This is a genomic window from Gordonia gummivorans, assembly GCF_022513585.1.
In the GTDB taxonomy this organism is placed as follows: domain Bacteria; phylum Actinomycetota; class Actinomycetes; order Mycobacteriales; family Mycobacteriaceae; genus Gordonia.
In genome coordinates, this window is sequence record NZ_JAKWBF010000020.1 from 1 (window position 1) to 19,965 (window position 19,965).

The window sequence follows — 19,965 nt, forward strand, 5'->3', positions numbered from 1 at the left end:
TGCCCGCGACTCGGAGAGATCCCCGGCCAGAAACGCTGCCCGCACCGCCGGCAGGTCTTGCAGCAGGGCGCCCAGGGTCATCCACCGTCCGGCGGTGGCCGGGGCACGGCGAAATGCAGGGAGACTTCGCGCAGGGCGGCTTTGTCGGGCATGCGTTTGCGGTAGCGGTCGGAGTCGGCGGACTGGACGCGGTCGAACACTTTGCGGCCCAGGTGGTAGGCGGCCAGGACTTTGCGGGCCATCACCTCGAACTCGATATGCGTGAACGCCGAAGCTGCTGTGGCCAGATCGGTTTCACCCGCGTCGGCCAGTGTGGCCTCGCTGGTGTCCCGCCCCGGTTCGAACATGTGTCCCCTATCGCAGAGGGGTACGACAAGAATTGTTGTCGGACTCGGAGGGGTGTGGACAGAGATCTCGACGCTCTCGGCGGCAGCGGCTTCGAGGCTCGTCGACTTCGAGACGCTCCATGTCAGCGACCAGCTCCTCAGTCAGGAAAACCGTCGAGCACCGCGCGCGACGCCGACAACCCCAGTCGGCTCGCGCCCGCCTCGATGAGTTCTTCGGCGAAGTCGGCCGTGCGAATGCCGCCGCTGGCCTTGACTCCGACGGTGTCGCCGACGGCGTCGCGCATCAGCCGGACGGCCTCGACGGTGGCGCCGCCAGCGGGGTGAAAGCCGGTCGAGGTCTTCACATATGACGCCCCGGCGGTCGCCGCGCGGAGGCACACCTGGGTGACGGCGTCGGGGCCGACGCGGTCGAGCAGCACCGCCGACTCGATGATCACCTTGAGCAATGGACCGTCGCCGATCGCCTCGCGCACGGTGAGGATGTCGCTGAAGACCTCGTCGTAGTTGCCGGCGACCGCGGCACCGACGTCGATCACCATGTCGATCTCCTCGGCACCGGTGTCGACTGCGAGACGCGCCTCCGACGCCTTGACCAGCGAGTGATGCTTCCCGGACGGAAAGCCCGCGACCACGCACAGCTTCTGGGCACCACTGTCGACGGGCAGCATCGACGGCGACAGGCAAACGGCGTAAACACCCAGATCGGCCGCCTCGGCAAGGGTCGCCTCGACGTCGGCGCGGGTGGCCTCCGGCTTGAGCAGGGTGTGGTCGATGATCGCGGCGACGTCACCACGTCGTAGGTCGGTTTTGGTCACAACGTCGAGCTTGGCACACTGAACTGCGTGTCCCCATCTGCCTCGTCCGACGACCGCTATGTGCTGACCCTCGGATGCCCGGACCGCACCGGCATCGTGGCGCGAATCTCGACCTTCCTCGCCGACATCGGCGGCTGGATCACCGAGGCGGCTTACCACTCGGACGCCGAGACGGGCTGGTTCTTCACCCGGCAGGCTGTTCGCGCCGACTCCACCGACCTCGACGCCGACGCGGTTCGCGAGCGGTTCGCCGCCGAGGTCGCCGACGAGCTCGGCGCCGACACGGACTGGAAGCTGACCGACACCGGGCATCGCAAATCGGTGGTGCTGCTCGTCAGCAAGGAAAGCCACTGCCTGTCTGACCTCTTGGGTCGCTCCTACCGCGGCGAGTTGCCCGCCACGATCGACGCGGTGATCGGCAACCACCGCGACCTCCAGGAACTGCCCGAGCGATTCGGCATCCCCTTCCACCACGTCCCGTTCGCCGCCGACCGCAAGGCCGACGCGTTCGCCGAGGTCGGTCGCATCGTCGATGGCTATTCGCCCGACGCCATCGTTCTCGCCCGCTTCATGCAGATCCTGCCGCCGCAGCTGTGCGACGCCTGGGCAGGCCGCGCGATCAACATCCACCACAGCTTCTTGCCGAGTTTCGTTGGGGCACGGCCCTATCACCAGGCTTTCGCCCGCGGCGTGAAGCTCATCGGCGCCACCTGCCATTACGTGACCGCCGACCTCGACGCCGGACCGATCATCGAGCAGGATGTCATCCGCGTCGATCACGGCGACGGCGTCTCCGACATGGTGCGTCAGGGTCGTGACATCGAAACCCTGGTTCTCTCAAGGGGATTGCGCTGGCACCTCGAAGATCGCGTCCTGGTGCACGGACGCAAGACCGTGGTGTTCAACTGAGGACCAGGACCTCGGCATCCGAACTCTTCGAATTGCCTGACCCTTTCCTCGGATTTGCCCTGCGCGACGATCGTGGAGGCGGGAAGAGTTGAGCCGTCCAGAACGGTCCGCGTCAGCTGTCTCCGAGGGCATATTGCCCTCGGAGACACCTCAGGAAGACCGTTTCGGACACAAAAGCTGCGGCGAGCCGGTGAGGCCACAGGAACACGTCGACCACCCCGGTCGGTTGTCTGTACGCCTGAGCCCGGCCACGTGCACTGTGCATTTGACTGGGCTCCCAGGTACAGATTGCCGCAGTTCAGGGGGCCGAAAGCAGTACTTTCGGATCAGAAGTCAGAAGCCTCCGAAGTCACCGCCCCCGAAATCCCCACCGCCGAAGTCACTTCCGAAGTCGCCGCCACCGAAGTCGCCGGGATCGCCGCCGCTGGGATCACCACCGCCCATGTCTCCCCCGTCGAACGCACTCGCGTCCGATCCATCACCGGCGCCGTTCTCGAAAGCCGTTGCGTCGTAATTGACTCCGGCCATTCCGGCGAACAGCGTCGAGAACAGGAGCATCGAGCCGACGCCCCAGGCGCCGGCCACCAGTGCGGGTTTCCACCACGGTTCGGAGTACCAGCCTGCGGGCACGGGGCGTCCGGCAACCCGACCGCCCGGATAGTAGTTCGGCGTGCGCGACGACGGAGTGGGCGACGCCTCCACCTCGCGGCCCTCGAATTCGACGGACCGGTCCTCGGTCACCGCGCCCGCGCTCTTCTGACCGTCGAGCTCCGGGATGGGCGGACCGGGATCCATGTTCATCGCGGTTCGCGCCGCGCGGATGTAGTAGAGCCCCTCGATGGCCGTCTGCTTGGCCAGACGCGCCTGCGCGGGCGTCGCGGCCTGGTCGATCTGCGACCCCGCAGCAGTGTGCCGTTCCGCGGCGTCGGCGAGCGCCGCCTTGGACGCGGGCGAATCCCCCACCAGCAGGTAGACCTGACCACCGAGACGCTCGATGGCCTGTCGGGCGTCGGCCTTGGCGTCGTCGAGCGCTTCGGCACGGCTGGTGCCCGACCGATTCTGCGCGACGACGACCACCGCGACCACGATCAGAACAACGACGATGATCAGGATGAGGGTCGGCATCGAAACTCCAGGGTTGACGGCGGTCGGACCCGATCAGGCGGGCCGACGGCCCGACAAACCGGACACCTCCAGCGTACCGACGAACCGAGCGACGTCAGACGATCGAGCAGTCCACCGACTCGCTGGAATTCGCCATCATCGTCTTCTCGAACCGAACGTCCTTGCCGTTCAGCGCGAAATCGACACCGGTCGCGGTCACCTTGAGGTTGGTCATGGTGACCTCGTTGAAGAATGACCCGAACATCTGCGGAGTCACCTGGTCGATGATCTGCTGGGCGAAGTTCGGCGGGATCGCGATGCTGCTCAGGATCGGGATGTCGGCGGTCACCTTGACGGCCTGGAAGGTCACCTTGCCGTCGGTCAGGATCGGTTTGATGACGGTGATCACCGGGATCATCATGAACAGCGCCGGGAAGTTCGACACCACCTCGATGGTCTGGTCGGCCGGGTTGCCGGTGATCTTCTCGATGCCACCGGCCATGCCGGTGGGCTGACCGTTCGGATCGGTGCCGTTCCCCTGCTCCTTGCCCGCCGCGACCACGCGATCGAAGGTGACCGCTCCGGTGGCATCGAGGCTGCCGAACCGTACCGCGTCCGAACCGTCGTTGGTGATGTTCTCGGCCCGACCGTCGAGCGCGATGCCGTTGATGTTCATCCGCCCGTCGACGCTGCCGATGTCACCGCCGGACGTCGCGACGTTCTCGACACGGGCATCGATGAGCTCGCCGTTGTCGCCACTGCCGTGGAGCTCGGCCCACGGCGCCTTGCCGCTGATCCACTGCAACACGATCGGCTTCTTGCTCAACGACACCTCGACGGGGAATCCCGACGACTTGCTGATGGAGTCCGACACACAGTTCGTCAGTCGATTCCGCAAATACAGTTCGCTACCGACGCCGGCGATGACCAGTACGAGCACCACCGCAACCACGGAGGCGATGACAATCTGCGTCACGCTGCGCTTCTTCCTGCCGGGTGCCGACCGAACCGCGCGCGACCCTCCTGCCGGAGTGACGGCCGGTTGCGGACCGGACGCCGGCGGGATCGGTCCGAAGTCATCGGCCGGGTTGGCGCCGGTCTCGAACTGGGCGGTACTCGAGCCGACTGCTGGAGAGCCCGCCACGCTGGAGTAGGCGCGTGGAGAGGGCGCTGTCGACGCCCGCTCGAACTGTTCCGTCGCGGGGGAATCGTCGTTGCGCATGGAGGGCCCGATCGTCGTCCCGGCCCCCGACGTGGTTTCCGCAGACGTGGTGTCCGCAGTGGGCTGCTCGGTGGTCGGCGCGTCGTGTTCGCCGCCGGACCCGGGCGATGCCGGTTCGGCGGGCGACGGTCGATCGGTGTTGTCGTCAGTCATGGATTCCGTCCTCGGTGGGTGGGCTTCACGCCCGCCCGTCGGGGTTCTCGGTGTCAATGCGATGGGGTGTCAACGCGGTGGGAAGGTGAATCTCGTTGGCGAGAACGGCCAATTGCTTGCGGGCCTTCTCCACCAGGGCCAGGTCGAGCTCATGAACGTCGAGCTTGACGCTCTCGTCGTACGCGGCGACCACCGTACCGAAGGGATCTGTGATTTGGCTGTGCCCTATTCCGGTGGGTGCACCGGAGTCGGCCACGTCGGGATCGGCAGGTACCGCCTGTCCGACACCCACCACGAATGACGTCGAATCCAGCGCCCTAGCCGTTACCAGAACCTCCCATTGGTGACGCTTTCCCGGGCCCGCACCCCATGATGTCGGCACGACGATGACGTCGGCGCCCAGACGCGCGAGCCCGCTGAACAACCCCGGAAATCTCACGTCGTAGCAGGTGGCAACGCCGACCGTCGTGCCGCCGACGTCGAAGGTCACCGGTGTCGTGCCAGGTGCGACCGTCCGCGACTCCTGGAAGCCGAAGGCGTCGTAGAGATGGAGCTTGTCGTAGCCGACCCGGGTGCCGTCGGGCTGCGCGATCAGCAGCGTGTTGTAGACCCGACCGTCGTCGGCGGGGGTGAACATGCCGGCCACCGCGGTGATCCCGGACTCGACGGCGGCTGCCACCACGGCGTCGGCCCACGGCCCGTCGATCGGCTGGGCGATCGGCTTCAGTGGCACCCCGAACCGGCACATGGCGGCTTCGGGGAAGACCACCAGGTCGGCGCCCTGCGCGGCCGCGTCGCGAATCCCGGCGACCACCGTCGACAGGTTTGCCGCCGGGTCGTCGCCGGAACTGATCTGGGCCATCGCCACACGCATACCGGCCACCCTAACGGGAGCGCAGGGGGGCAACCAGACTCCAAGGAACCGACAGGATGTTGTCGACGGACCGGCCACGTGGCACCGCGCAATCGACCCCGCGCTGTCTGAGCAGCCCCAGCGCCGCCCGCCACCGGGCTCGCGGCCCGTAGGGCGCATGCGGTGCCGCGATATCCCAACACTGGTCGGCGACGGTGAGCAGCCGGTGGATCGGCTCACCCGGCACATTGCGGTGAATGAGGGCCTTGGGAAGGCGTTCGGCCATGTCCGACGGCCGGTCGGTGTGCTCGGGCGCCCAGCTCAGCGTCAGGCTGACCGGACCGTCGGCGTCGAGCAGTATCCAGGCGCAACGTCGGCCGATCTCGTCGCACGTGCCCTCGACGATGACACCGGTCGGGGCGAGTGCGGCCCGCATCTGCGTCCACGCCGCCGCGACCTCGTCTTCGTCGTACTGACGCAGGACGTTGAACGCGCGGACGACGTCAGGCCGCAGACCGGCCAGTTCGAACCCGCCGAGGGCAAAACGGACGCCGTCGCGGGATTCGACAACCCGCTCCGGATCGATCTCCAACCCCACGACCTGAACCGTGGGTGCGACGGTCCGCAGACGGGAAGCCATCTCGAGGGTGGTGTCGGGACGCGCGCCGTAGCCGAGGTCGACGACGAGTGGCGTCGACCTCGACAGCGCAGCCAGGACTCGCGGTTCGTGCGCCATCCACCGGTCGATGCGGCGCAGGCGATTGATGTTGGTGGTGCCGCGGGTGATCCTCCCCTGCCGCGACCCGCCCGACGTCACAAGTTCTTGTCGATCCAGTCCTTGGCGTACTCCGCCTCGGCCCGGAACAGGTCGACGAGGTTCACCAGCATCATCTGCTCGAGCTTCGCGTTGACGAACGGGATGAAGACCTTGACCTCGGTGGTCTTGCGGATCGTGCAGCCGGTGTCGGTGGGGAACAGCTCCTGCCAGCCGTTGAGGCTGCCCGGTCCGGCCGGGATCGACGCGTTGTAGGTGCCCTTGGTGTTGTCCGGGTCGTACGGACCGAAGGACTCCTCACGGGTGATGACCATGTCCTTCATCAACACCGTCTGCGCCAGCGCCGGAAGCTGGTCGCGTCCGATCGTCTGCTTCAGAGTTGCGCGCAGCCCGGTCTCGTCGGACGTGAACGATGCGACCTCGCAGTGCGGGGAGATCATCTGGAACCCCGCCATCATGTCTTCCCAGTACTGGCGGGTGCTCTGCGCCTGATAGAGCTTCTCCGCAGGGTGCTTGTAACGTGCGGAATAGCTGAGCCGTCGTGCCATAGGCACCAGGCTACGTCAGGCGATTCTCCTGCTCCCAATCGACGGTGTGCCCGTGTTCGGCGTCGAGCAAGTCGATCAACTGACCGATAACCGACTTCTCGATCTTCCCACCGAGCAGCGGAATGCTCACCGCGACGTCCGCGGTGTAGTCGGTTCGGGCCGGATCCCCCGTGGTCACGACCGTCCCGCGGATCTTCACCGGCGCGCCGTCGACGGTCGCGCTGATCTCACCGTCGACCTTGTCACCCACCAACCGATAGGTGTTGCGACGCGGGATCTCCATGTCGCCGGGCTTGATCTTGGTAACGCTCGACGGCAGCTTGTCGGCCGGCACACCCTGATGCATCTCGACCACCACCGTGTCGCCGTCGAGGGTGAAGGAGTCGACCCGGCCGTGGCTGGAATTGATGCGCGCGACCAGGTCGTGCCAGTACTGCTCGGTGGACACGATCTCCCACAACCGCTGCGTGGAAAAGGGATAGGAGACCGAATGCTGCAGCTTGCTCGACATGGGCGCAACGCTACCCGGTTGGACGCGACCGGGTGACCGAGCACGTCCAACAGCAACCGATGACCCAGACCACTACCGAGGACGCAGACAGCTACCGTTGGGGCGTGACCGACATCCGCCACGCCGCCCCGCTGGCCGACCTGACCACTCTGCGTCTCGGCGGTCCCGCCCGCGACCTGGTCCGCTGTCCGGACACACGCGGCGTCGTGGAGACCGTCATCGACCTCGACCGGCAGGCCGAACCCGTCCTGATCATCGGCGGCGGCTCCAACCTCGTCATCGCCGACGAGGGGTTCGACGGCACCGCCGTGGTGATCGGCAGCGAGAAGATCGAATTCGGCACCGGCCGTGAATCCGGCCGCAGCCACGTGACCGCCGACGCCGGCGTGACCTGGGACGACCTTGTGGCAGCCACGCTCGATGCCGGGTTCGGCGGGCTGGAATGCCTGTCGGGCATCCCCGGCGCGGCTGGTGCGACACCGGTACAGAATGTCGGGGCCTACGGCGTCGAGGTGTCGGATGTGTTGCGCGAGGTGCAGGTGCTCGACCGCCGCTCGGGCGGACTCCGCTGGGTTGCGCCAGCCGAACTCGGACTGGGCTACCGGACCAGCAATCTGAAGCATCGTGACGACTTCGTCGTCGTCGCAGTCTCGTTCTGGCTCAACGAGAATCGACTCAGCCAGCCCATCCGCTACCGCGAACTGTCGACGCTGCTCGGGGTCGAGCCCGGCGAACGGGTCGACGCCGCTGCGGCACGCGAGCAGGTGGTCGGGCTGCGGCGCGCCAAGGGCATGGTCCTCGACGCCGACGACCACGACACCTGGAGTGCCGGTTCGTTTTTCACCAATCCCATCCTCGACGCCGAGGAGGCAGCAATGGCCGTGCGTCGGATCACCGAAGTGCTCGGCGCCGACATCAGCGTGCCGTCGTACCCGGCTGACGCAGCGGACTCCTCGGCCGGCATCAAGCTCTCGGCGGGCTGGCTCATCGAGCGGGCCGGCTTCGCCCGCGGCTATCCGGGACCCGACTCGCCGGTGCGCTTGTCCACGAAACACACTCTGGCGCTGACCAATCGGGGCGACGCCACCACCGACGAACTACTCTCCCTCGCACGCGACGTCCGCGACGGGGTCCACGACGCCTTCGGTGTGACGTTGCGTCCCGAACCCGTGCTCGTCAACTGCGAGCTGTAGCGCTTCTGCCTGGCTGCCGGGCTCAGACTTCGACCCGCTCCTTCGCCACGTCCGCGAGAATGTCACCCAGCAACTCGTTGAACCGCTCGGCGGCCTCGATGCTCGACATGTGCCCGACACCGTCGTAGACCACGAGGTCGCGGAGATTCCCGTTGCGCCGCAACACCTCTGCCATCTGTTCGGCATGCGCGGGCGGCGTCAGCCGATCGTCGGTGCCGACGATGACCGTGGTCGGGACCGAGAGCGCCTCCAACCCGGCGGTCACGTCGAGCTTGCCCATCGCGGCACCCCATCCGGCCCGGGACCGCGGAGGGCAGGCGCCGATCATCTCGTCCACGAAGTCCACATGCGACTTGCGTGCGTTGGGGCCCAGGGCGATGTAGTGCGACAGCCGACCACCGTAGGGGGTCTTCGGAATCGGCACCGGCGTCGAGGTGAACAGTTTGCCCACGGTCGCCTCGAACGGCCGTGTGTAGCGCGGCAGGTTCACCGGGACGAGCGCGTGATTCTGGAGCACGGCCTTGGCGGCGGTCGAGGTCAGCGCGACCCCGGACACGCGGTCGGCGACCCGGTCGGGGAACTGGGCCGCCCACGACATGATGGTCATGCCGCCCATGCTGTGTCCGACCAGAACCGCTCGTCGACCCTCGGGGACCACCGCGTCGAGCACCGCGTCGAGGTCCTCACCCAGCATCGCGACGGTCGGCCGCCGCCGACCACGCTCACTGGTGCCGTGTCCACGCTGATCGTAGGCAACCACGGTCCGATCCCCGGCCAACGCGTTGATCTGCGGGTACCAATACGCGGTGTTACAGGTCCAGCCGTGCACCATCACGAGGACGTCGTGGTCGTGATCGTCGATCGACGGGCCATGCACCTCGACGTTGAGCCGCGTGCGGTCCGCGGTGTGCACCACCGGACGCGTCGGTGAGGTGCTGGGCGCCTTGAGCAGGTCGTCGGGACCGTCGTCGACAGCCGGTTCCGCGCGAAAGGCATCGCGTGCGATGCCGGCGAAGATGGTGCCCACACCGAGTCCGACAACGCCCGCGCCGAGCGCCGCACCAACAACCGCGGCCGTTGAACTCTTCTTCACCGCACACTCCCTACTCACGTCCGGCGTCGCTGCCCACGTGCATCGGCCTCCAATGTACCAATGCTCATTGTCGTATGCGATGGGCTGCTGGGCGTCCGTCGACGAGGTTGCAATCGCGCTCGGTTTCCGAGCGCGATGGCAACCTCAAGGCCGGTCCGGCTCTGCGGGGGTTTCCTGGGCAGCATCGAAGTAGGTCGCGGCCTCGCCGATCGCCTTCGAGATCTGCTCGTCGAGCGCCTTGCGGAAGGTGGTCTCGACGATCTCGTGGGCCATCGGCCGCACCGTCTGGATCAGTTCGGCCATTCTGCTGACGCCGGCCTCACCGAGGTCGGGCAGGTTCTCGTCGAAGTACCGGTCGGTGATGATGGAGACAAAGCTCTGTGCGACGTCTTCGAGGTCGCCCTGGACGCGCACCCAGCGGTCGAGCAGTACGTCGATGTCGATGCCGCTCTTCACCAGCACCTCGGCGCCCTCGAGCAGTTCCGGGTTCTTGATCGCATAGTGCGCGCCGTCCTTGGCGAGCAAGCCGAGTTTCTGGCTGAGTGCGATCGACCGGTCGCTCGCGTTGAGGGTCTTGCGTAACTCGGTGATGGTGATCGTCGCAGCGCGCTTGAAGTTGCGGAACCGCCCGGTCTTCGGGGTTCCGCGGAGCACTTGCTCCACGCGCATCCCATGGTGAGCGGCGTGCAGGAGTTCGCTGATCGTCGCGAACGTGTAGCCGCGTTCGAGCATCCGTGAGATCAGATTGAGCCGGACGAGGTGTTCGTCGGAGTACCAGCCGACCCGACCCCGAATGATCGGTGCGGGCAGCAATCCTCGGTCCTGGTAGACGCGGATGTTGCGGACGCTCACGCCCGACGCCTCGGCCAGTTCGTTGATCCGATACTCGGCCACGACGTCAGCGCCTCTCTGCAGCGGTGATCACGCCTTCTTGAACCACGACTTGCCTTGGATCGCGTCGACTCGCGGTCGCACGTCGACGATGTACACGAGCATGGCGACAACGCCGACCAGGTACAGCAGCGACGGCGCCTGGAAGAACCAGATGAACAGCGTCGCACCGGCCAGCAATGCCACCCAGATGACCTTCGACTGCCGATCGACCGCGGGGAAGGCATCTTTGCGCTGGATCGCTGCGTGCATGAGGGCGATCAACGACGCCACACCCGCGACGACGGTCAACGCCCACAGGATCAGGTTCTGTCCGGCGGACATGACTGAGAAGAAATCCACGCCATCACTGTAGTAGCCCCGACGAATCGACCGCCGATTGTGACTCGGCAAGCCGCCCCGGGGTCGCGACGATGTCAGCCGGCGGTGCGCCCGCCCGCTTTCTTGGCCGGCGCCTTCTTCCCTGCCACTTTCTTGGCTGCGGTGTTCTTCGCTGCGGTCTTCTTCGCGGCAGCCTTCTTCGCTGCAGCCTTCTTCGCGGGCGCCTTCACCGACTCGGCCTTCTTCGCAGCTGCCTTCTTGGCGGGGGCCTTCTTTGCCGGAGCTTTCTTTGCAGGCGCCTTCTTTGCCGGAGCTTGCTTTGCTGCCGCCTTCTTCGCAGGCGCCTTCTGTGCAGGTGCGGCCTTCGTCGCCGCCGGCTTCGTCGGAGCTGCCTTCTTCGCTGGGGTCTTCTTCGCGACCGCCTTCTTGGCGGGAGCCTTCTTGGCGGGACTCTTCTGTGCGGGAGAGCTCGACGACCCACCCGTCAGTTTCGCGGCGCGCTCTCCGACCAGACGCGTCTGCGCCGACACCACCCCGAGCGCGTCCTCGGTGAGCCCGACGGCGTCGCTGTACACCTTCTCCAGCTTCGGCAGATTCGCTTCGACCACCGGCTGCGACTTCAGCTTCTCGACAACCTCTTCGCTGCGCTCCGACAGTGACGTCAACAATCCGGCAGCGACCGCCAGGTACGCCTCGGCGACCTTGCGCAACTCGTCCGACGAGAACCTCGTCCGCAACTCCTCGAGCTCCGCGGGCACCTCGATCGGCAACGACGACAGCTTGACCCTGGCCTCCTCGAACAACGCCAACGCCGTCGCCAGCGCATCGTCGATCCGCGCCTGCGCATCGTCCCGCGACCCGGTGAGCTTCGCTTGTGTGGTCTCGACCCTCTCGGTCAGTTTCGCCTGGGTGGTCTCAACAGTCTCCGCAAGCTTCGACTGGGTGGTCTCCACCGTCTCGGCCAACTTGGCCTGCGTGGACTCGACAGTCTCAGCGAGCTTCGACTGGGTACTTCCGACAGTCTCAGCAAGCTTCGACTGGGCTTGCTCGCCGGCCGCCTCACCACGCTCGCGCGCTTCCGCGAGCAGAGCGGACACCTGGGCGACGGCGGTCGCCAACGGATTGTCGGTCATATCGGTAGCTCCTTGCAGGGTGGAGATTGCGACAGGGAAAGGACGTTCGTGTTCAGGAGATCACGAGTTGCCGTCTGCTGCGTTCTCCTTTCGGAAAGAGTCGTAGATCTCCAACAACATCTGCTTCTGCCGCTCGTTGATCGAGTCGTCGGCGATCAACGCGTCGCGCACCGGACTCGCCGGACGTTCCTCGAGAATCCCCGCCCGCACGTAGAGGACCTCGGCAGAAACGCGCAGCCCCTTGGCGATTTGAGCGAGCACGTCCGCCGACGGCTTACGAAGTCCGCGCTCGATCTGACTCAGATACGGATTGCTCACCCCGGCACGTTCGGCGAGCTGACGCAGTGACACCTCCGCCGCCACACGCTGCGAACGGATGAACGCACCGATGTCCTGAGCCGCATTGGCCACTGCCTCAACCGCATTCGACGCGCCGTCGTCGTCGGTGGCATCGGCCCCGTCTGCAGTCACCCCGGCTGCAGTCACCCCGGCTGCAGTCACCCCGGCTGGGTCCGGCTGGGGTGCAGGCTCCTCGGGCTGCTCCGCGTGCATCGTGTTCCCATCGTCGTCGATCACCTGTCCTGCCAAGTATCGACCTCGCGTGCTAGCAGAAGCAAGCAGAGCGCTAACCCGCGAGGAGAGGACGAGACGCCTGCTCGCATGGCACCCGCGACAACCGGAGCCGAGTTGGAGAACGAGAGTGCTGCAGCACTCGCGTTCTCCAACTCAACTCGATTCCTGGCCGGCGCGAAATGCTTGGATCAATGGAAGATCAGCACCGACACCGTATAGATCGCGAGTCCTGCCAACGAACCGACCACCGTGCCGTTGATCCGGATGAACTGCAGATCCCGTCCGACCTGCAACTCGATCTTGCGGCTCGTGTCGTCGGCATCCCACCCGCGGACGGTCTCGGTGATCACCGAGATGATCTCCTGCGAATAGTTCGCAGCGACGTGATGGGCCACCCGGGCCACCCATCCATTCATCTTCTCCTGCAGCGGACGGTCGTCGCGAATCCGGACCGCCAGCCGAATAATTGAGTCCGACAACGTGTTTCGCAACGTACTGTTGGGGTCGGCCAGCATCTGCTCGATCACGGCCTTGCCCGTCTTCCACGCGGTCGACGCGGCTCCGGTCACCTCGTCGCGCCCCACGAGCTCCTGCTTGATGCCTTCGAACTTCGCGATCATGTCCGGGTCGTGCTGCAGATCCTGGGAGAACTGCTCGACGAACTCGTGCATCGACCGACGAAGCTCGTGATTGGGGTCGGTGCGGACCTTGTAGGTGAAGTCGACGAGTTCGCGGTAGATCTTGTCGCCGACGAAGTTGTTGACGAACTTCGGTGTCCACGACGGACCGTCCTTGTCGACCACGCGGTCGATGAGGTCCTGGCTGCCCAGCGCCCACTCGTGCGCGCGGTCGCACAGCAACTGGAACACCGGGTCCAGACGATCCTCGGCGATCAGTTGCTCCAGGATGCGACCGGTCGGCGGCGCCCACTCCGGCTCGGCAGCCCACTTCAGCGCCGCCTGGATGAGCTGTTCGACGTCCTCGTCGCGCAGCATCTCCGACGCCAGCTGGATCAGCCGCGCGGCCTCGTCGGACACCCGGGGGGCGTTGCGCGGATCGGCGAGCCACGTCGACAGACGACGCGGCAGGTCCAGCTGTTCGGCGCGGTGGACCACCACCTCCGGGGTCATGAAGTTGTCTTCGATGAACTCGCCGAGCTGGTCGCCGATGTCGTCCTTCTTCTTGCGGATCAATGCGGTGTGCGGAATCGGCAGGCCCAACGGATGCCGGAACAGCGCGGTCACCGCAAACCAGTCGGCGAGGGCGCCGACCATGCCGGCCTCGGCCGCGGCCCGCACATACCCGACCCACGCGGCCACGTCCGCGCCGTCGCGGTGTTCGAGGTAGCGGGCGAACAGGTAGACGATCGCCGCGAACACGAGGAAGCTGGTCGCGACCACCTTCATCTTGCGTAGGTCTCGACGCCGGCGAGCGTCGCCGGCACCATCACCGGCAAAGCCGGGTGCCGATCGCGGTGCCGGCCTCCCGGGTTCGTCCCGCACTTCCGGGACCACTGTGGAAGACATGAATCCAGTCTTACCCGTCGCGGCGAGCCTGCACATGCTCCGACGCCGTCGAACAGGCCGGTTCGAGACCTTCATCGCGTACCTCGGTGAATGCGACGTCAATTACGCTTGCCCCATGAAGCCCACCCGTCCCAAACCCGCGGCGGCCGCGCGCGCCGCGCTGACGGCGGCGGCCAGTGTCACCCGGGGCCTCGAGCAAGCGCTGCTGAGCACCGTCAGCGAGAACGGGACCAAACCCGACGGACGACGCCAGCGCTGGGAGAAGCACAAGCAGGCCCGACGATCCGAACTGACCGACGGCGTCATCGACGCGGTCCGTGAGCTCGGGCCGGACGTCGGGATGGACGAGATCGCCGGCCACATCGGCGTCTCCAAGACAGTCCTGTACCGCTATTTCGCCGACAAGAGCGATCTGGGCGTGGCGACGACCGTCCGGTTCTTCGAGACCGTGCTCCTACCGCGTCTGATCGAGGCCATTCACGACGACGTCGACGAGTACACGCTGACCCGCACCGTCATCGCCGTCTATGTCCACGCTGTCGCCGACGAACCGAACCTGTACAAGTTCGCGCTGGCGAGTTCACCGACCTCGTCGCCGGCTCCCGCCGAATCCGAGAAGTTGGTCGCGCAGTTGCTGTCGGCGACCATCGTCATGCGGATGACCGAGCGAGCTGCCGACACCGACGGTGCCGTGGTCTGGTCGAATGTGCTGGTCGGCGGCATCCAGCGCGTCGTCGACTGGTGGATGGCGGATCGCACGATGGACGTCGAGGCCGTCATCGACTACCTGACGATGATGGCGTGGAGCGCAATCGTCGGGATCGCGGCGGTCAATGGTTCGCGGGAAGAGTTCGTCGCATCTCCCCCGCCGCTGCCCGACCCACCGATCGGCGAGACGCCGGACACCGAAGCGAGGAGGCAGGCGTGAGTCCAGTGGCATTGGTTACGGGTGCCAGCCGCGGCGTCGGCCACGGGGTCGCACGCGCTCTGATCGCCGACGGTTGGACCACCTACGTCACCTCCCGCAAGGGCGCGGGACCCGATGGCGCGATCGCCGTGGGCTGCGACCACACCGACGACGACGCGGTCGCCGAGGTCTTCGGCCGGATCGCCGCCGACCATGGCCGCCTGGATCTGCTGGTGAACAACGCCTGGGCGGCGCCGCGTGGCTTCGGCGGATTCTCCGACCGGTTCTGGGAACGCCCGGTGAACGACTGGGACACGCTGATCGGGGTCGGGCTGCGCGCGCACTACGTCGCGTCGGTGCACGCGGCGGCGATGATGACCGCCGCCGGTTCCGGCCTCATCGCCAACATCTCGTCGTTCGGTTCCCGCGGACACCTGCACTCGGTGCTGTACGGCATGAGCAAGAGCGCCTTGGACAAGATGGCCTACGACATGGGCACCGAACTCGTCGGCACCGGCGTCACCGCAGTGTCGTTGTGGCTCGGCCTGATTCGCACCGAGCTGCTGCTGTCGCTCGGGGTGGACGAGTTCGCCGGCTTCTCACTGGACCGTGCCGAGGACCCCGAGTTCGTCGGCCGCGTGATCGCAGCCCTCGCCCGCGATCCGCAACTGTGCGGATACAACGGCCACACCCTGGTGACCGCCGAACTCGGCGCCGGCTACGGCATCGTCAACAACGACGGGACGCCACCGGACTCCCATCGCGCGGCGTTCGGTGGTGGGCCGATGTTCCCGCCGACGGCGTCTTCCTCAACACCCGCTGGTCATCACGCTGGTCGATCTCGACACGACTCCTCGCTCCGCTCGGTGTCGGCTCGATCCGGCGGAGCCGCCACCGAGCCCCTGGGCGAGGCGGCGAGTCGAGACCACTTCACTGGAGAAGAGGTCCAATGAGCAAGAACCACAACAAGACCGGTTGGTCGACGCCCGCGTCGGAGGCGCTGCGGGTCAGCTCGCTCGGCCCGATCGCCTCCTTCGACCCGGAGTCGACGCCCGGTTTCACCGGCGACAAGGCACTTGGCGAACAACTCCTCGTCGAGCGTGGTGAAGTCCTCGCCGACCTGCAGGAGTTGTTGTACGCCAATGGCCGATCCGGTGACAACCGGTCGGTGCTGCTCGTTCTGCAGGGCATGGACACGGCAGGCAAGGGCGGCATCGTGCGCCACGTGGGTGGCCTCCTCGACCCGCAGGGTCTGGTCATCCGCGGCTTCGGCAAACCCACCCCGGAGGAACTCGAACACGACTTCTTGTGGCGGATCCACAAGGCGTTGCCACCGGCGGGCCGGATCGGCATCTTCGACCGCTCGCACTACGAGGACGTCCTGCCTGTGCGTGTGCACAACCTTGTGCCGCAAGCGGAATGGGAGAAGCGCTACGAGATGATCAACCAGTTCGAGCGGGATCTCGTGGAGACGGGCACCACCGTGATCAAGTGCTGTCTCGTGGTGAGCAAGGACGAACAGAAGGTGCGGCTGACCGAGAGACTCAATCGCCCCGACAAGTACTGGAAGTACAACCCGGGCGACATCGACGAACGAGGCTTCTGGGACCAGTACCTCGAGGCATATCAGGCGATTTTCGACCTGACCGACAACGACTCCGCCCCTTGGCATCTCATCCCGGCGAACAAGAAGTGGTTTGCACGGCTCGCCGTGTGCGAACTCCTCGTCGGCGCACTCCAGGGACTCGATCTCGATTGGCCCAAAGCCGATTTCGACGTCGAGACCGAACGCAAGCGGGTTGCCGCGCTCGACTGAGTGGCAGCGCAGAGGTGGTGGACGCCGGCAACATCACGATCGTCGTAGCCCGAAGTGCGCGATCAGCCCGACCACCAGCGCCCAGAACGCGGCACCGATCCCGCCGAAGGTGACGCCCGCGGCCGCCGTGACAAATGTGAGGGCCGCGGGGATCCGGTACTCGACGTGACCCAGCGCTCCGAGCAGTGCGTTCGCGAAGGTCATCAACAGCGCCAGTCCGGCCACCGCCTCCAGCAGTCCGGCCGGCGCGATGGTGGCTATCGTGACCAGCGTTCCCGACAGCACCGCCAGGACGAGGTAGCTGATTCCGCCCGACACGCCCGCGATCCATCGCCTCGACCGATCGGCGCCCGCTTCCTCCCCGGCGGCCAACGCGGCCGACAGGGCGGCGAGGTTGTTGGCATGTCCACCGAAGGGCGCACTGACGAGGGTGGTTGCTCCGGTCACGAGCATCGCTGCCCGCCAGGGCGTTTCGTACCCGAAGGACTTCAGTACGGCCACCCCGGGCACGTTCTGGGACGCCATGGTGACGATGTACAACGGCACCGCGATCCCTACGATCGCCGAAAGATCGAACGACGGTGTGGTCCATGCCAGTTGGGGCCACCACGATGTCTGACCGGCGTCGTCGTACCCGTGAATCAGCAAGTAGACGGTAATCACGACGAGTGCGGTCGCCAGGGTCAGCGGCAACGCCCACCGCGGCGCACATCGGGTCGCGGCGAGCCACACCAGAAGTATCGGTATGGTCAGAACAGGCTCCAGCACAAGCGATTTCATCGGAGCGAGGCACAGGGTGAGGAGCACACCGGCGAGCATCGCCTGGGCGATCGGCGTGGGGATGCGGCCGATCAACTCGCCGAGTGCCGGAACCAGGCCAGTGGCCACGATCAGCAATCCGACGACGACGAACGCTCCCACTGCCGCCGACCAGCCGCCGTGATACGACGCCCCCATCGACGCGAGCATCGCCGCTCCGGGAGTCGACCACGCCAGGGTGATCGGCCGGCGATAGACCACGCACAGCAGGGCCGTCCCGATCCCGAAGGTCACAGTGAGGGCGAGCAGCCCGGATGCCGCCTCGACCGGATCTGCTCCGACTGCCCGCAGACCGGCCACCACGACGGCGAACGATGAGGTGAAGCCGACGAGCGCGGTGACCACACCCGCGACGATGGGTTCGCTGAGCGACGAAGGCGTGGATGTGGTCATGCGGTCAGCATAGGGTGCGTCGGCACCGAAGCCGAAAGGCAACGGCCCCCGCGGTGAACACCGCAGGGGCCGTTGGCTTCTGAAGTTGTGAGTCTTACTTGGCCGGGGTCTTACTTGGCCGGGGCCTTCTTGGCCGGGGCCTTCTTGGCGGGAGCCTTCTTGGCCGGTGCCTTCTTCGCAGCCGCGATCTTCTTCGCGGGCGAGGCGTTGGCGGTACGGCCCTTGGCCTCGACGGTTCCGGCGGCGCCGCTGATCTCCTCGGCGACATCGTCGGCCTCGGACTTCAGGGTTGCACCGGCTTCCTCGATGGCGACTGCGGCGTCTTCGACCTTACCGCTCACGCGGCCGGCGATCTTGGCAGCACGGTCACCGACGAGACGAGTCTGGCTCGAGACAACGCCCAGCGCGTCCTCGGTGAGGTCGACGGCGTCGTTGTAGGCCTTCTCCGCGCGGGTCAGGTTCTCCTGCACCACGGGGCGGGTGCGCAACTTCTCGACGGCTGCCTCGCCACGCTCGGCGAGCGAGTTGTAGAACTCGGTTGCCTTGTCCACGTAGGGATCTGCGTACTTGCGCAGCTCGTCGACGGTCAGCTTGGCGCGCAGATCCTCGACGGTCGCGGGAACTTCTTCGGGGAGTCCTTCGACGCGGGTCTTGGTCTCCTCGAACCGGGCCTGCGCAGTCTCGGGCAGCGCGGTGAAACGGGTCTTGGCCTCTTCGTACCGGGCTTCGAGACGCGCCTGGGCGGTCTCGGCGGCCGACTCGGTGCGTTCGCGCAGGTCGGTCAGCGCTTCGGTCACCTGCTGGTAGGCGTAATCGCCTGCACCAACGGCAGCATAGAGGGGGTTTGCGTAGGTACGCTCTGCGGTGGTCATTGGTGGACTCCTTTGATTGTGGTCACCAATCACGCTGCGGCAGTGGCAGTCTCGTCACACTCCGGCGTCAATGCCGGGGAAGGGAGATAGCCATCGTCAGGGGGTGAACCCGCGGCGCTCTCGGTATTGGTGCTTCCACTACCCAGTATCCACGCCCTGCTAGCAAATGCAAGCAATCTGCTAGCAGTGTGGCATAGCTCACCACCCAGGAGTCCTATCAGTACTGGTAGAAGCCCCGACCGGCCTTTTTGCCCAGCCGCCCGGCCTCGACCATGCGAAGCAGTACCGGCGGCGGCGAGTACAGAGGTTCCTTGAATTCTTCGTACATCTTGTCGGCGATCGCCTTCACCGTATCGAGGCCGACCAGGTCGGCGAGTTTGAGCGGCCCCATCGGATGGGCACAGCCGAGCACCATCGCCTTGTCGATGTCCTCGACGGTCGCAAATCCGCTTTCCACCATGCGAATCGCCGAGAGCAGATATGGCACGAGCAGTGCGTTGACGACGAACCCCGATCGGTCTGCCGATCGCACCACCTGTTTGCCCAGCACGTCGTGGGCGAAGGCCTCGGCACGATTGCCGACCTCGGGGGCGGTGGCGAGCGTCGTGACCAGTTCGACGAGCGGGAGCACCGGCACCGGGTTGAAGAAGTGCAACCCGACGACGCGTCCGGCATCTTGAGTTGCCATGCCCAGCTTCATGATCGGGATCGACGACGTGTTGGAGGCGAGTACCGCCTCCGGGTCGGTGACGACCTTGTCGAGTTGCGCGAACAGCTCTGCCTTGACGTCCTCGTCTTCGACGACGGCCTCGCACACGAGTTGACGGTCGGCGAACTCGCCGAGATCCGAGGTGAATCGGAGTCGCAGCGCAGCCTGCTCGCGCTCCCGTTCGGTGAGTTTGCCGCTCGAGACTCCCCTGTCGAGCGAGCGCAGCACCCGCGTCCGTCCGGCCGCGGCGAGCTCACGAGTGGATTCGAAGACCAGCACGTCGGTGTTCGCACGCGCGCAGACCTCGGCGATCCCCGCACCCATCTGCCCCGCACCGACCACACCCACCCGCGTGATCCCGTGACTAACCACCAGGAACTCCTAACAGCAACCAAAGACCAAACGCAACAACTGATCTCGCAAGTACATGGGTAACTCCCCGGGTACGAACAAAGCCCTCAACAAACCGACAGGCGGCCCGC

Annotated in this window: 22 protein-coding genes; 5 read left to right on the forward strand and 17 right to left on the reverse strand. The window is 66.2% G+C overall.

What is annotated here, in order from left to right; all coding sequences use genetic code 11:
* Nucleotides 1-77: 77 nt before the first annotated feature.
* Nucleotides 78-347 carry a hypothetical protein gene (locus MKW15_RS15185; protein WP_240859715.1) on the reverse strand — a complete coding sequence of 90 codons (270 nt, stop codon included), beginning with the start codon at nt 345-347 and terminating at the stop codon, nt 78-80.
* A gap of 137 nt (nt 348-484) precedes the next feature.
* Nucleotides 485-1,162, reverse strand: coding sequence for a deoxyribose-phosphate aldolase (gene deoC, locus MKW15_RS15190; protein WP_240859717.1), 678 nt, complete (start codon nt 1,160-1,162; stop codon nt 485-487).
* 27 nt (nt 1,163-1,189) lie between these two features.
* Between deoC and purU the strand changes: the two genes are divergently transcribed.
* The gene (purU, locus tag MKW15_RS15195; RefSeq protein ID WP_240859720.1) at nt 1,190-2,071 is read left to right on the forward strand and encodes a formyltetrahydrofolate deformylase; all 882 of its coding nucleotides are present in this window, start codon (nt 1,190-1,192) and stop codon (nt 2,069-2,071) included.
* Between the two features lie 333 nt (nt 2,072-2,404).
* On the opposite strand, the gene MKW15_RS15200 is transcribed toward purU, so the two are convergent.
* The 6 genes from MKW15_RS15200 to MKW15_RS15225 all read right to left on the reverse strand — a co-directional run bounded on the left by MKW15_RS15200 (nt 2,405) and on the right by MKW15_RS15225 (nt 7,237).
* Nucleotides 2,405-3,196: a DUF1542 domain-containing protein gene (locus tag MKW15_RS15200; RefSeq protein WP_240859722.1), complete on the reverse strand. Its 792-nt coding sequence runs from the start codon at nt 3,194-3,196 to the stop codon at nt 2,405-2,407.
* Between the two features lie 94 nt (nt 3,197-3,290).
* On the reverse strand, nt 3,291-4,550 hold the full coding sequence (locus MKW15_RS15205; protein ID WP_240859726.1) for a hypothetical protein: 1,260 nt from the start codon (nt 4,548-4,550) through the stop codon (nt 3,291-3,293).
* 25 nt (nt 4,551-4,575) lie between these two features.
* On the reverse strand, nt 4,576-5,424 hold the full coding sequence (locus MKW15_RS15210; protein WP_240859727.1) for a carbon-nitrogen hydrolase family protein: 849 nt from the start codon (nt 5,422-5,424) through the stop codon (nt 4,576-4,578).
* A 10-nt stretch (nt 5,425-5,434) separates the two neighbouring features.
* Nucleotides 5,435-6,139, reverse strand: coding sequence for a class I SAM-dependent methyltransferase (locus MKW15_RS15215; RefSeq protein WP_240859898.1), 705 nt, complete (start codon nt 6,137-6,139; stop codon nt 5,435-5,437).
* A gap of 77 nt (nt 6,140-6,216) precedes the next feature.
* Nucleotides 6,217-6,726, reverse strand: coding sequence for a DUF2505 domain-containing protein (locus MKW15_RS15220; RefSeq protein ID WP_240859728.1), 510 nt, complete (start codon nt 6,724-6,726; stop codon nt 6,217-6,219).
* Between the two features lie 10 nt (nt 6,727-6,736).
* The gene (locus MKW15_RS15225; RefSeq protein WP_240859729.1) at nt 6,737-7,237 is read right to left on the reverse strand and encodes a DUF2505 domain-containing protein; all 501 of its coding nucleotides are present in this window, start codon (nt 7,235-7,237) and stop codon (nt 6,737-6,739) included.
* Between the two features lie 59 nt (nt 7,238-7,296).
* On the opposite strand from MKW15_RS15225, the gene MKW15_RS15230 reads away from it, so the two are divergent.
* Nucleotides 7,297-8,430 carry a UDP-N-acetylmuramate dehydrogenase gene (locus tag MKW15_RS15230; protein ID WP_276615039.1) on the forward strand — a complete coding sequence of 378 codons (1,134 nt, stop codon included), beginning with the start codon at nt 7,297-7,299 and terminating at the stop codon, nt 8,428-8,430.
* A gap of 22 nt (nt 8,431-8,452) precedes the next feature.
* Here MKW15_RS15230 and MKW15_RS15235 read toward each other — a convergent pair whose 3' ends face one another.
* The 6 genes from MKW15_RS15235 to MKW15_RS15260 form a co-directional block, all read right to left on the reverse strand.
* A complete protein-coding gene (locus MKW15_RS15235) occupies nt 8,453-9,523 on the reverse strand; it encodes an alpha/beta fold hydrolase (RefSeq protein WP_240859730.1) in 1,071 nt (356 codons plus the stop codon).
* Nucleotides 9,524-9,667: 144 nt separating this feature from the next.
* On the reverse strand, nt 9,668-10,417 hold the full coding sequence (locus MKW15_RS15240; protein WP_240859732.1) for a MerR family transcriptional regulator: 750 nt from the start codon (nt 10,415-10,417) through the stop codon (nt 9,668-9,670).
* 27 nt (nt 10,418-10,444) lie between these two features.
* Nucleotides 10,445-10,738, reverse strand: coding sequence for a DUF2516 family protein (locus MKW15_RS15245; protein ID WP_276615046.1), 294 nt, complete (start codon nt 10,736-10,738; stop codon nt 10,445-10,447).
* A 92-nt stretch (nt 10,739-10,830) separates the two neighbouring features.
* Nucleotides 10,831-11,868: an apolipoprotein A1/A4/E family protein gene (locus MKW15_RS15250; RefSeq protein ID WP_240859735.1), complete on the reverse strand. Its 1,038-nt coding sequence runs from the start codon at nt 11,866-11,868 to the stop codon at nt 10,831-10,833.
* Between the two features lie 60 nt (nt 11,869-11,928).
* Nucleotides 11,929-12,420: a helix-turn-helix domain-containing protein gene (locus tag MKW15_RS15255; RefSeq protein ID WP_240859900.1), complete on the reverse strand. Its 492-nt coding sequence runs from the start codon at nt 12,418-12,420 to the stop codon at nt 11,929-11,931.
* A 209-nt stretch (nt 12,421-12,629) separates the two neighbouring features.
* Nucleotides 12,630-13,967: a DUF445 domain-containing protein gene (locus MKW15_RS15260; protein WP_240859736.1), complete on the reverse strand. Its 1,338-nt coding sequence runs from the start codon at nt 13,965-13,967 to the stop codon at nt 12,630-12,632.
* 115 nt (nt 13,968-14,082) lie between these two features.
* Between MKW15_RS15260 and MKW15_RS15265 the strand changes: the two genes are divergently transcribed.
* The 3 genes from MKW15_RS15265 to MKW15_RS15275 are packed head-to-tail and all read left to right on the forward strand — an operon-like array spanning nt 14,083 to nt 16,690.
* On the forward strand, nt 14,083-14,895 hold the full coding sequence (locus MKW15_RS15265; RefSeq protein WP_240859737.1) for a TetR/AcrR family transcriptional regulator: 813 nt from the start codon (nt 14,083-14,085) through the stop codon (nt 14,893-14,895).
* Nucleotides 14,892-15,827 carry an SDR family NAD(P)-dependent oxidoreductase gene (locus MKW15_RS15270; RefSeq protein ID WP_240859741.1) on the forward strand — a complete coding sequence of 312 codons (936 nt, stop codon included), beginning with the start codon at nt 14,892-14,894 and terminating at the stop codon, nt 15,825-15,827. Before MKW15_RS15265 ends, MKW15_RS15270 begins: the two co-directional genes overlap by 4 nt.
* A complete protein-coding gene (locus MKW15_RS15275) occupies nt 15,824-16,690 on the forward strand; it encodes a PPK2 family polyphosphate kinase (protein WP_240859742.1) in 867 nt (288 codons plus the stop codon). Before MKW15_RS15270 ends, MKW15_RS15275 begins: the two co-directional genes overlap by 4 nt.
* A 33-nt stretch (nt 16,691-16,723) precedes the next feature.
* On the opposite strand, the gene MKW15_RS15280 is transcribed toward MKW15_RS15275, so the two are convergent.
* The 3 genes from MKW15_RS15280 to MKW15_RS15290 all read right to left on the reverse strand — a co-directional run bounded on the left by MKW15_RS15280 (nt 16,724) and on the right by MKW15_RS15290 (nt 19,855).
* Nucleotides 16,724-17,902, reverse strand: a complete 1,179-nt coding sequence (locus tag MKW15_RS15280; RefSeq protein WP_240859744.1) for a benzoate/H(+) symporter BenE family transporter — start codon at nt 17,900-17,902, stop codon at nt 16,724-16,726.
* A gap of 110 nt (nt 17,903-18,012) precedes the next feature.
* Entirely contained in the window at nt 18,013-18,774 is a 762-nt protein-coding gene (locus tag MKW15_RS15285) for a heparin-binding hemagglutinin (protein ID WP_240859746.1), read from the reverse strand.
* Between the two features lie 217 nt (nt 18,775-18,991).
* Nucleotides 18,992-19,855, reverse strand: coding sequence for a 3-hydroxybutyryl-CoA dehydrogenase (locus tag MKW15_RS15290; protein ID WP_308221057.1), 864 nt, complete (start codon nt 19,853-19,855; stop codon nt 18,992-18,994).
* Nucleotides 19,856-19,965 lie beyond the last annotated feature (110 nt).

Excerpts from the sequence above, each read along its gene's own strand:
- MKW15_RS15275 (WP_240859742.1), top strand. The coding sequence starts at position 15,824 with ATGAGCAAGAACCACAACAAGACCGGTTGGTCGACGCCCGCGTCGGAG.
- MKW15_RS15255 (WP_240859900.1), bottom strand. The coding sequence starts at position 12,420 with ATGCACGCGGAGCAGCCCGAGGAGCCTGCACCCCAGCCGGACCCAGCC.
- MKW15_RS15185 (WP_240859715.1), bottom strand. The coding sequence starts at position 347 with ATGTTCGAACCGGGGCGGGACACCAGCGAGGCCACACTGGCCGACGCG.
- MKW15_RS15280 (WP_240859744.1), bottom strand. The coding sequence starts at position 17,902 with ATGACCACATCCACGCCTTCGTCGCTCAGCGAACCCATCGTCGCGGGT.
- MKW15_RS15230 (WP_276615039.1), top strand. The coding sequence starts at position 7,297 with ATGACCCAGACCACTACCGAGGACGCAGACAGCTACCGTTGGGGCGTG.
- MKW15_RS15225 (WP_240859729.1), bottom strand. The coding sequence starts at position 7,237 with ATGTCGAGCAAGCTGCAGCATTCGGTCTCCTATCCCTTTTCCACGCAG.
- MKW15_RS15220 (WP_240859728.1), bottom strand. The coding sequence starts at position 6,726 with ATGGCACGACGGCTCAGCTATTCCGCACGTTACAAGCACCCTGCGGAG.
- MKW15_RS15200 (WP_240859722.1), bottom strand. The coding sequence starts at position 3,196 with ATGCCGACCCTCATCCTGATCATCGTCGTTGTTCTGATCGTGGTCGCG.
- MKW15_RS15205 (WP_240859726.1), bottom strand. The coding sequence starts at position 4,550 with ATGACTGACGACAACACCGATCGACCGTCGCCCGCCGAACCGGCATCG.
- MKW15_RS15265 (WP_240859737.1), top strand. The coding sequence starts at position 14,083 with ATGAAGCCCACCCGTCCCAAACCCGCGGCGGCCGCGCGCGCCGCGCTG.
- MKW15_RS15210 (WP_240859727.1), bottom strand. The coding sequence starts at position 5,424 with ATGCGTGTGGCGATGGCCCAGATCAGTTCCGGCGACGACCCGGCGGCA.
- MKW15_RS15285 (WP_240859746.1), bottom strand. The coding sequence starts at position 18,774 with ATGACCACCGCAGAGCGTACCTACGCAAACCCCCTCTATGCTGCCGTT.
- MKW15_RS15250 (WP_240859735.1), bottom strand. The coding sequence starts at position 11,868 with ATGACCGACAATCCGTTGGCGACCGCCGTCGCCCAGGTGTCCGCTCTG.
- MKW15_RS15260 (WP_240859736.1), bottom strand. The coding sequence starts at position 13,967 with ATGTCTTCCACAGTGGTCCCGGAAGTGCGGGACGAACCCGGGAGGCCG.
- MKW15_RS15245 (WP_276615046.1), bottom strand. The coding sequence starts at position 10,738 with ATGTCCGCCGGACAGAACCTGATCCTGTGGGCGTTGACCGTCGTCGCG.
- MKW15_RS15215 (WP_240859898.1), bottom strand. The coding sequence starts at position 6,139 with ATGGCGCACGAACCGCGAGTCCTGGCTGCGCTGTCGAGGTCGACGCCA.